9 protein-coding genes and 2 pseudogenes are annotated in these 9,593 nt (G+C 62.1%); 7 read left to right on the top strand and 4 right to left on the bottom strand.

Annotation, left to right across the window (positions count from 1 at the left end; translation table 11 throughout):
* The 4 genes and pseudogenes from ENZ74_RS35075 to ENZ74_RS11300 all read left to right on the top strand — a co-directional run.
* Nucleotides 1-172: pseudogene (locus ENZ74_RS35075) on the top strand (sugar ABC transporter substrate-binding protein); the annotation flags it as partial.
* Nucleotides 173-446: 274 nt separating this feature from the next.
* Nucleotides 447-1,370, top strand: a complete 924-nt coding sequence (locus tag ENZ74_RS11310) for a sugar ABC transporter permease (protein WP_063168669.1) — start codon at nucleotides 447-449, stop codon at nucleotides 1,368-1,370.
* Nucleotides 1,370-2,227, top strand: coding sequence for a carbohydrate ABC transporter permease (locus ENZ74_RS11305; RefSeq protein WP_013530524.1), 858 nt, complete (start codon nucleotides 1,370-1,372; stop codon nucleotides 2,225-2,227). Before ENZ74_RS11310 ends, ENZ74_RS11305 begins: the two co-directional genes overlap by 1 nt.
* 14 nt (nucleotides 2,228-2,241) lie before the next feature.
* Nucleotides 2,242-4,221, top strand: a complete 1,980-nt coding sequence (locus ENZ74_RS11300; protein WP_063168670.1) for a glycoside hydrolase family 127 protein — start codon at nucleotides 2,242-2,244, stop codon at nucleotides 4,219-4,221.
* On the opposite strand, the gene ENZ74_RS11295 is transcribed toward ENZ74_RS11300, so the two are convergent.
* From ENZ74_RS11295 to ENZ74_RS11285, 3 genes are all read right to left on the bottom strand, one after another.
* Nucleotides 4,208-5,359, bottom strand: coding sequence for an acyltransferase (locus ENZ74_RS11295; protein WP_063168671.1), 1,152 nt, complete (start codon nucleotides 5,357-5,359; stop codon nucleotides 4,208-4,210). The genes ENZ74_RS11300 and ENZ74_RS11295 overlap by 14 nt on opposite strands.
* A 196-nt stretch (nucleotides 5,360-5,555) precedes the next feature.
* The gene (locus ENZ74_RS11290) at nucleotides 5,556-6,290 is read right to left on the bottom strand and encodes a gamma-glutamylcyclotransferase (protein WP_013530521.1); all 735 of its coding nucleotides are present in this window, start codon (nucleotides 6,288-6,290) and stop codon (nucleotides 5,556-5,558) included.
* 126 nt (nucleotides 6,291-6,416) lie between these two features.
* Nucleotides 6,417-6,938, bottom strand: a complete 522-nt coding sequence (locus ENZ74_RS11285; RefSeq protein WP_013530520.1) for an Hsp20/alpha crystallin family protein — start codon at nucleotides 6,936-6,938, stop codon at nucleotides 6,417-6,419.
* Nucleotides 6,939-7,414: 476 nt separating this feature from the next.
* Here ENZ74_RS11285 and ENZ74_RS11280 point away from each other — a divergent pair, with 476 nt between their 5' ends.
* Nucleotides 7,415-8,107, top strand: coding sequence for a DUF2270 domain-containing protein (locus ENZ74_RS11280; protein ID WP_063168672.1), 693 nt, complete (start codon nucleotides 7,415-7,417; stop codon nucleotides 8,105-8,107).
* 97 nt (nucleotides 8,108-8,204) lie between these two features.
* Here ENZ74_RS11280 and ENZ74_RS11275 read toward each other — a convergent pair whose 3' ends face one another.
* Nucleotides 8,205-8,348, bottom strand: a complete 144-nt coding sequence (locus tag ENZ74_RS11275) for a hypothetical protein (RefSeq protein ID WP_013530518.1) — start codon at nucleotides 8,346-8,348, stop codon at nucleotides 8,205-8,207.
* A 435-nt stretch (nucleotides 8,349-8,783) separates the two neighbouring features.
* Between ENZ74_RS11275 and ENZ74_RS11270 the strand changes: the two genes are divergently transcribed.
* Both ENZ74_RS11270 and ENZ74_RS11265 read left to right on the top strand, forming a co-directional pair.
* Nucleotides 8,784-9,227, top strand: coding sequence for an SRPBCC family protein (locus ENZ74_RS11270; protein WP_013530517.1), 444 nt, complete (start codon nucleotides 8,784-8,786; stop codon nucleotides 9,225-9,227).
* Between the two features lie 153 nt (nucleotides 9,228-9,380).
* Nucleotides 9,381-9,593 (top strand): annotated as a pseudogene (locus tag ENZ74_RS11265) (amidohydrolase); the annotation flags it as partial.

The raw sequence follows: 9,593 nt of genomic DNA, 5'->3' as shown, positions 1-9,593 counted from the left end.
GGCCAAGGGCAAGACGCCCTATTCGGTGGTGTTCAACGACCTGATCAACTCCGCCAACGGCCCGTGGACGCAGATGATCAACGAGGTCTTCTTCGGCGACGATGTCGATGGCGCGATAGCCAATGCGCAGGAAACGATGCAGTCGATCATCGACCAGGCGCCGCAGAAGTAGCGGACGCCTGCCGGCCGCCCGCCTGTCTCCCTGGGCGGGTGGCCGGATACCGCATCGCCAACGGCAGGGCTATCGCGTTGAGAAAAGACCCCCTCATCCGGCCGCTTCGCGGCCACCTTCTCCCCGCTGGGGAGAAGAGGCTGGCACCATCCCCGGCAACCTCCTCTCCCCTCAGGGAGAGGTCGGATTGCCCCGAATTGCTCTCTTCAATTGGGTTGGCAATCCGGGTGAGGGGGTTCTTTGCCAATGTCCCAATAGCATCGAGCGCGCAGCCATGACCGTCATCACCGCAGCAACCCCTGCCCCGCCCCGCGCCCGCAAGGTCGCCAGCCGCCACCAATGGATCGGCCTGCTCTATGTCGCGCCGGCTGTCGCGCTGGTCGTCGTCTTTTTCCTGATCCCGCTCGGCATGACGGCGTGGATGTCGCTGCACAACTGGCCCCTGATGGGCGAGCACAGCTTTATCGGCCTCGGCAACTATGTCGCCATCCTGCGCGACACCCGGTTCTGGAACGCGCTGCGCTTCACCGCCTACTACACCGTGATCGTCACCATCGCGATCTTCGTGGTGGCGTTTCCGCTGGCGCTGTTCGTCGAGCGGCCGCGGCCGCTGACCAATCTTTACCGGACGATGTTCTTCATGCCGGCGGTTGTCGGCTTTGCCTCGGCCAGCCTGCTCTGGTCATGGCTGTTGAACGTCGATTCCGGCCTGTTCAGCCCGGCCGCCTACGACCTTGGCCTGATCGACAGGAAGTTCAACCTTTTGGCCACCTTCCAGCCGGCCTTCTGGTCGATCATCGCCATGGTCGTCTGGAAGGTCGCCGGCTTCACCATGATCATTCTGATGGCCGGCCTGCAATCGATCCCGCAGGATCTGCAGGAGGCGGCCGTCATCGACGGCGCCGATCCGTTCGCCAGGTTCAGGGCGATCACTTTGCCGCTGATGCGCCGCACGCTGGCGCTGGCCCTGATCCTGTCGGTCGCCGGCTCGATCCTCGCCTTCGACCAGTTCTACATCATCCTGCGCGGCGGCCCACGCAACCAGACGCTGACGGCGGTCTACTGGATCTTCAACCAGTCCTTCGTGTCGTTCAAGCTCGGCTACGGCGCGGCTTTGTCGATGGTGCTGCTGGTGATCCTGGTGGCGCTCAGCCTCGTCCAGCTGTGGCTGCTGCGCAAGCCGGAGGGGCTCGACTGATGGCGCAGGCCGCTTCCCGCAACCGCCGGCTCTTGAGCCGCATCGGCGAGCATTCGACCGGCATCGTCGCCTCGGTGCTGTTTGCCGCGCCGATCGTGTGGGCGGTGCTGTCGGCGTTCAAGCCAGCGGCCGAAGCGCGCCTGCCGCCGCTGCCGCCCTGGCCGACATCAGGCTTCTCGCTGGAGAACTACGCCACGCTCAACAGCTTCGGCGACGGGCTCTGGGTCTCGGCCCAAAACAGCATCTATGTCTCGGTGATGACCGTGGTGCTGTCGGTCGCCGTCAGCGTGCTGGCCGGCTATGGCTTTTCGCGGTTCCGGTTTCCGTTCAAGGACCTGTTCTTCATCCTCATCCTGTCGACGATCATGATCCCGTTCCAGTCGATCCTGACGCCGATCTTCCTGGTGCTGACCAAGCTTGGCCTGCACAACACGCTGACCGGCCTGGTCGGCGTTTATGTGACGCTGCAACTGCCGTTTTCGATCTTCATGATGCGCAACGCCTTCGACGCAGTGCCGCGCGAGATCGAGGAAGCCGCCCGCATGGACGGCGCCGGCAATCTCACCATGCTTTGGAAGGTGATGCTGCCGCTGGTCTGGCCGGGCGTCGTCACCATCGCCCTGTTTGCCTTCCTCGGCGCCTGGAACGAATTCCTCGCCGCCCTCGTGCTGATGACCGACCAATCCAAATTCACGCTGCCAGTGATGATGACCGCACTGCAGTCGGGCCGCTTCGGCGCCATCGACTGGGGCGCGGTGCAGGCGGGCGTCACCGTGATGATGGTGCCGTGCCTCATCCTGTTCCTGGCGCTGCAGCGCTTCTACATCCGCGGCCTGATGGCCGGGGCCGTCAAATAGAATGGAGTAAATTCATGACCGCATCGCCATCCGCAAAAACCGGGAAACCGAAGCTCGCCTTCCGCCCGCTGCCGGTGCCGCAGGTCGACGTGCACGGCTTCTGGGGCGATCGCGCCGACGCTGTCGCCGCCCGCACCGCCGATATCCTTTACGAGCGCTGCGTGGAGGCCCGCATGCTGGAGCAGATCGATCCGGACCGTCCCTCGCCCGGCATAGTCATCCCCTTCCACTCGCCCTCTCCCGACGAAGCCGACCGCCAGGGCGCGGAATTCACCGGATCGACGGTGACCACGCAGATGTTCTGGGATTCCGATCTCGGCAAGACGATCGAGACCGCGGCCTATTCGCTGTACCGGCGCAAGAATCCCGAACTGGAGAAGAAGATCGACGCCGTCATCGACATGTATGGCAGGCTGCAGCAGGAGGACGGCTATCTCTCCAGCTGGTACCAACGCATCCAGCCCGGCAAGCGCTGGACCAATCTGCGCGACTGCCACGAGCTCTATTGCGCCGGCCATCTGATCGAGGGCGCGGTCGCCTACTACCAGGCGACGGGAAAACGCAAGCTGCTCGATATCATGTGCCGCTATGCCGACCACATCGCGTCGGTACTCGGCCCGGAGCCCGGCAAGAAGAAGGGCTATTGCGGCCACGAGGAGATCGAGCTGGCGCTGGTCAAGCTGGCACGGGTGACCGGCGAGCGGAAATATATGGAGTTGGCCAGATACTTCATCGACCAGCGCGGTCAGCAGCCGCATTATTTCGACGAGGAGGCCCGCGCCCGCGGCGCCGACCCGAAGGCCTATCATTTCAAGACCTATGAATACAGCCAGTCGCATATCCCGGTGCGAGAACAGAACAAGGTCGTCGGCCATGCTGTCAGGGCGATGTACCTCTATTCCGGCATGGCCGATATCGCGACCGAATATGGCGATGATACGCTGCGAGCAGCACTCGACCTTCTGTGGGACGATCTCACCACCAAGAGTCTCTACATCACTGGCGGACTGGGGCCGTCGGCGCACAATGAGGGCTTCACCAGCGACTACGACCTGCCCAACGAAAGCGCCTATGCCGAGACCTGTGCGGCGGTCGGCTTGGTGTTCTGGGCCAGCCGCATGCTCGGCATGGGGCCGAACGCGCGCTACGCCGACATGATGGAACGCGCCCTCTACAACGGTTCGATCTCGGGCCTGTCGCTCGACGGCTCGCTGTTTTTCTACGAGAATCCATTGGAAAGCCGGGGCAAGCACAACAGGTGGAAGTGGCACCGCTGCCCGTGCTGCCCGCCCAATATCGGGCGCATGGTCGCCTCGATCGGCAGCTATTTCTACAGCCTGGCCCACGATGCGCTGGCCGTCCACCTCTATGGCGACTCGACCGGGCGCTTCGATATATCGGGCGTCCCGGTGAGCCTGACGCAGGTCAGCAGCTATCCCTGGGACGGCGCCGTCGACATCATGCTCGAACCGCGGGCGCCGGTCGAGTTCACTTTGCACCTGCGCATTCCCGCCTGGAGCGCCAGTGCCGGGTTGAAGATAAACGGCGAAGCCATCAGGCTGGCGGATATCACCAGCGACGGCTACGCCGCGATCAAGCGGACATGGAAAAAGGGCGACAATGTCCGGCTCGATCTCGAAATGCCGATCGAGCGGCTTTATGCCAACCCGCAGGTGCGCCAGGATGCTGGCCGCGTCGCGCTGTCACGCGGCCCGCTGATCTATTGCGTCGAGGCATCAGACAATGACAGCCAGCCGCATCGCCTGACGCTGCCGCGGACGGCCACCATCGAAGCGCAGCACCGGCCGGAACTTCTCGGCGGCGTGGTGACGCTGTCGACCGCGGCACTTGCCGATGTCTCCGACGGCTGGCAGGACGGGCTCTACAGGCCCGAGCCGCCGGCCACCGCCGAGACGCGACTGACCGCCATTCCCTATTTCGCCTGGGACAACCGCGAGCCCGGCGAGATGCTGGTATGGCTCAGGGACGGCTGAACGAGGTCGGTGTATCGGCGATGACCGATCCAAGCTCAGCCGCGGTCGATGCCGCGGTTTCGGGCTTTTGGTCCATATAGCGCAGACGCAGGCGCAGGAATGGCGCCTCGACGCAGGTATAGCTGAGATAGCCGATCGGGATCGTCGCCACGAAGCACAATGCGGACCAGAGGCATGCGACGTAGAAATTGCTGATGCTCATGACATTCGTGTCTATGAACGCTGCCAATTGCATGACGAAGAACAGGTGCAGAAGATAGATCGAATAGCTGTAGGCCCCAGCCTTCTCCAGTACCCTGAACGGCGGGCTTGTTCGCTTTCTCGAAAAGCTCGTGTCGTAGTAGGCGATGCCGAATGAATAGGCTGCCGCCTCCAGGGTCGGCAGGATGATCCATATCCAATGAGGCGACGGATAGCGGCCCAGTTGGTAAAATCCGCCGGCTGCATCGAACCACCAGAAGAACCCCGAAAAAGCCATGAGAACGGCCAGCGCCAGCCAGTGTTGGTTCTTCGCGTGGGCACGCAGGTGAAAGGCAAGAATGCCGGCCAGGAACTGATCCGCATGGCCTATGATGGTTGCGGACGCCGCCGACTGCACTTCGCCGATCTGCACATACAGGACGGACCTCAGCACAATGGCTGCCGCGATGAACAGCAAGGGCGCGAACACAAACCGCCTGGATACCATCAGCAAGAACGGCAGCAACAGGTAGAAGTGCGCTTCGATCGTTATCGACCAGCCGCCATTCGGGAGGGTGGGAAAAAGAAACCCCAATCCGACGCCCGTGAAATACCCGTCGAGGGACTGGCCGGCCACGTACCTGCGGCAGGCCTCGATGCATAGCACGACCAGGAGAAGCGGAAGCAGCCTGAGGGCCCTGTTGGCAAAGAAGGGCAGATAGTTGATCTGCTTTCCATCGAGCAGCTTGGCGAACAGGTAGCCGGAAAGCGCCATGAACAGGGAAACGCCAGTATGCCCTTCATCCAGAACGCTGAAGATAGGAAGAGCCGGCACGAAATCATAAGGCACGGGGCCTTCAGGAGAAGCATGAAGGAAATGCCAGGTAAAGACAAGAAAGGCCGCCAGGCCACGAACATGATCCAGCGCTGGGTAGTGCTCTCCGGTCGAGGATTTCATGATTGGTCCACGCGCACCGTGTCCTGCGCCGGTGTTCAGGTCATCGTTGGCCCAGAACTGTTTTCAATTCATTAAACCTTCACTGCGGAGACTTACGAAATCAGAGATTTGCTTCGCAAGGTGCTGTGGCCTGCAAGCATCCGGAGCCAAACACGACTGAAGCGTGCCGCGTCTGAGCGGATCACTTCTGGGCGGATCACTTCTGGGCGACGGTCAGCCCGATCTCTTCCGCCACCAGTTCCTGCAGCCGCCACAGATTGCGGTCGCGGATGCCGCAGGCTTCGAGGTGGCGGATCGTCTCGAATAGATATTGCGCGCCCGAGCCCCAATGACCGACGGCTGTCACCAGCGTCGCCGCGATCGCCTGCTTGTCGAGCTTGCCGGCATAACGCGGATTGGCGGGATCGACGACGAAACCAATCGCGCGACATGGGCCGCCTTCGGTCCTGACCTGCAGCCAGCGCGGCACGTTGACGGCGGGCAGGATGGTCATTTCGCGGCGCAGCAGCGCTTCGAGGTTGGCCGCCACCGGTTCCGCGATCTCGAACACCATGCCCTGGCACTGGCCGCCGCGATCGAGCGCCATCATCAAGCCGGGCTGCTCGACCGTGCCGCGAAAACGCTGCACCGTGAAGCAGAACGAACGATGCCAGCCGCTGGCCACCGCGCGTTCTCCGCCCCTCACCTCGCCGGCGGGCTTCCACAGCAGCGAGCCATAGGCAAATAGTTTCAGCGGCCCGGCCGGAGCGCCGGCCAGCACCTCGTCGCGGATACGCGCATAGTCGGCATCGGTCATGTGAACCATGCCCGGCGTCGGCCCGGCATCCTCGACAGCACGCATAGTGCGCGCGACCAACGCCTCGGTCAGCGCCATCGGCGTGTTGCGCGGCACGGACTTGCGCGGCGATATGGCAGAAATCGGCTGGTTCATTTCATACCCTCTACCGTCGCCGTCATGTTGCCGAAGGCAGAGGGATTCTCAAGGGTCCATGTGACCGGCGCAAAATTCAACGGCCGATGCCGGGCGGGTGACCCTCCCGCCCGGCATCCAATCATTCTAGTGCTTGGTGCTCTTGCCGCCGATGGGGATGCGCCTCATCTTGTTCTGTGCCTTCTCGGATTTCGGCAAGGTGACGAACAGCACGCCGTTGCGGAAATCGGCAGCGACCTTGTCTTCTTCGACTTCGAAGCCGATCGGAATGCGACGTTCGAAGCGGCCGTAGAATCGCTCGGAGAACTGACGTTCCTTGTCGTCGGTTTCGGCGTGTTTTTCACCGCGCAACGTCAGGACGCCGTCATCGAGCAACACCTCGATGTCCTTTTCCTCCATGCCGGGTATCTCGGCGGTCACGCGGATTTCCTTGTCCGTTTCCGAGATTTCCACGCTAGGCCAGCCACCGCCCGCTGAAGAGAGCCTGCCCAAGGATGGAAGACGTGAACCGAAACCGCGGAACATGTCGTCAACAAGGCGGTTCATCTCGCGATGCAGGCTCATGAATGGGTCCTGATCGCGGTCGCCTGAGAGGGTCTGAACCTGGTTTGGATCGCGACCCCATGGCATCAGATCACGAATGGTCATTGCATTTGCTCCTTTCTTGATCCTGTCTATCGTTCGTTTGCATGCTCTGGTTGCCATGCTCGGACGATGCGCGTCTGCGCCATTGGCGCTCCGGTCCCGTTGGAAACGCCTGGATCAGTGGCGGGGGCTCGCGCACCTGAGCCTGCCCGAAGGCCACCGCCCCTGACCCGCGCGGCGCCCGTGAAGCCGGCGCCTCGTCGGCACTGGTGCGGAGGATTTTGGACTCCGTCGCGGGTGGGTCAAGACCTCGTAATGTAATGTGATTGGTGCATGCAGGTGCCTGCGTCACCGGTGCTGTCCACATCAGTCGTGCCCTTCGATCGGCACTTCGCGAAACAGTGGTCAACCGCCAGCTTGGTGTCTGCTGGACCGGAGCCGCCTCGGCCTCAACGCGCGGCTGGTCGGCTGGATCGGCGGTCTCGAGGACAGGGAACAATGCCGCTGGCAGGCCGTTCTGTTCCTTGCCGGAGGATGCCATGAACGACGCGTCGGCAAAGCCCGCTGGCCCCGTCCTTTCATCGGCGGAGCGCGTCAACACGCTGTCGCATTTTCACCGCGCCGAGATCGCTCGCATGGCGGGATGGCGCGACCGGCTGGACAGGACAACCAACTGGGCAATCACGGTGGTGGCGGCGCTGCTTTCGGTATCGCTGTCGACGGCCAGTGCGCATCACGGCGTGCTGCTTTTCGCCATGCTGCTGATCCTGCTGCTGCTATGGATCGAGGCGCGCCGCTATCGGTTCTTCGATTTCTATCGGGCGCGCGTACGCCAGTTCGAGCGCCACTATTTCGCGCAGATCTTTTCCCCACAGCCCGACTTTGCCTCGGACTGGCTGCTCATCGTCGGGGAAGGCCTACGCGCGCCGAAGTTCCTGCTGTCGCAGCGCGTCGCGCTGGCCCGTCGGCTGCGGCGAAATTACATCTACCTGTTCCTGATCCTCTTGCTGGCCTGGGTGCTCAAGATATCCACCCCCAGCCTTCAAACCGTGGGCGTCAGGACCGGCTTTGCCGGTTCGCTTCGCGAAGCCGTAGACAGCGCCGCCCTTGGCCCCGTTCCCGGTGTGGCGATCGTGGTTGTCGTGGCCGCATTCTATGTCGGGTTGCTTGCCATCGTCTTTTTCACGGCCGATAACGACGGCGAACTGTCCTTTGGCGACGTGCATGTTTGACGTTGATGCCCGGCAACACGCCGCTGCAACGCAAACGGCGGCCCGCGCGCTGAGATGGTCGGTCCGCCGAGACGTTTGAGGGAACGGAACTTCGCGCCTAGATGCCGAAGAACTGCTTGCCAACCATGTAACCCAGTGCCGCCACGACCAGCGGAAACAGCGCCGGCGCGGCTTTGCCCAGAAGGGAGACCTGCGGGTCCTTCGCCGGCGTATGACGTGCATTGCCGAGATTCTTGGTCATTGCTTGCCTCAGGTTCGAAAGACTCATTAGCAAATGCTGATTAACAGCATGACCGCATTAACGGCTTGATAGGAAATCAACTCTGATCAGATGCAAATTCTAATGATCGGCACATGGACGGCAAAGACGCGCTGCCCTATTTGGCGGCGTTCGAAGCATCGACGGGGACGCGCGGCCGTTCGCGGCAATCGACAAAAACACGCCCGAACAACAAGATGGCTCAGGAACTCGATTTAGCAGGTGAGCGCCAGCTCCGAAGCCGGTGCAGTTCATCCGCCGTCTCGCCCGAGCTTCGTGTTGATAGCTCGGGGTCGAACGCATGTCCGCGGCGTAGGCAGGCCGCCTCCCGTCAAAAAATTCGCAAACCAATGTCGGACTGGCTAGGCTTCGTCCGTCCTTGGGGTATCGAACAGGCATTCATGAAAGGATCCAGCAATGCCCGGCACCGTACGTTTGCACCGCGTTCTGACGACCAGCCCTGAAAAGGTCTATCGCGCCTTCGTTGAAGCGGACGCGCTGGCCAAGTGGCTTCCGCCAAACGGCTTCACCTGCACGGTCCATAATTTCGAGGCAAAGGTCGGAGGCACGTTCAAGATGTCGTTCCGCAATTTCACCACCGGCGACAGCCACGCCTTCGGCGGCGAATACCTTGAACTCGTTCCGGGCGAGCGCCTGCTCTACACCGACAGGTTCGACGATCCCAACCTGCCCGGCGAGATACGGGTGACCGTGGTCTTGAAAAAAGTGTCGGTCGGCACTGAAATCGACATTACCCAGGCCGGCATTCCGGACGTCATTCCGGTCGAGGCCTGCTATCTCGGCTGGCAGGAATCGCTCAGAAATCTGGCAAAGCTCGTCGAGCCCGAGATCAATCAATAGGCTGCGGATGGCCGGGAGAACGGCCGTTTCTGGCCTGCCGAAGCCTGAAACTTGGACTGTGGCGGGAACTGCCCTTTGTCGCTAGCAATTCATCATTGCGGCACCCCTGTGCCTGGACGTGTCGATGAAGAATGCAGCGGAGGTTGAAAAAGCATGACTCTGACCAACCGAGACATCGTCGAGTTGACGGCGTGGCGGCGCCAGCTGCACCAGTATCCGGAAATCTCGAATGAAGAGGAGAAGACGGCAAAGGAGGTCGTCGCCTTCCTCGCCGATACGGGGCCGGACAAGGTGCTGACACAGCTCGGCGGGCACGGCGTCGCGGTCACATATGACAGCGGCAAAGCAGGGCCGACGGTGCTGTTC

The organism is Mesorhizobium sp. M7A.F.Ca.CA.002.15.2.1 (genome assembly GCF_003998715.1).
GTDB lineage: Bacteria > Pseudomonadota > Alphaproteobacteria > Rhizobiales > Rhizobiaceae > Mesorhizobium > Mesorhizobium ciceri.
The sequence above is the reverse complement of the archived record's forward strand: the minus strand, read 5'-3'. Positions and strand labels throughout refer to the sequence as shown.

Coding starts and splice junctions, on each gene's coding strand:
- ENZ74_RS11310 (WP_063168669.1), top strand. CDS start 447: ATGACCGTCATCACCGCAGCAACCCCTGCCCCGCCCCGCGCCCGCAAG.
- ENZ74_RS11305 (WP_013530524.1), top strand. CDS start 1,370: ATGGCGCAGGCCGCTTCCCGCAACCGCCGGCTCTTGAGCCGCATCGGC.
- ENZ74_RS11300 (WP_063168670.1), top strand. CDS start 2,242: ATGACCGCATCGCCATCCGCAAAAACCGGGAAACCGAAGCTCGCCTTC.
- ENZ74_RS11295 (WP_063168671.1), bottom strand. CDS start 5,359: ATGAAATCCTCGACCGGAGAGCACTACCCAGCGCTGGATCATGTTCGT.
- ENZ74_RS11290 (WP_013530521.1), bottom strand. CDS start 6,290: ATGAACCAGCCGATTTCTGCCATATCGCCGCGCAAGTCCGTGCCGCGC.
- ENZ74_RS11285 (WP_013530520.1), bottom strand. CDS start 6,938: ATGACCATTCGTGATCTGATGCCATGGGGTCGCGATCCAAACCAGGTT.
- ENZ74_RS11280 (WP_063168672.1), top strand. CDS start 7,415: ATGAACGACGCGTCGGCAAAGCCCGCTGGCCCCGTCCTTTCATCGGCG.
- ENZ74_RS11275 (WP_013530518.1), bottom strand. CDS start 8,348: ATGACCAAGAATCTCGGCAATGCACGTCATACGCCGGCGAAGGACCCG.
- ENZ74_RS11270 (WP_013530517.1), top strand. CDS start 8,784: ATGCCCGGCACCGTACGTTTGCACCGCGTTCTGACGACCAGCCCTGAA.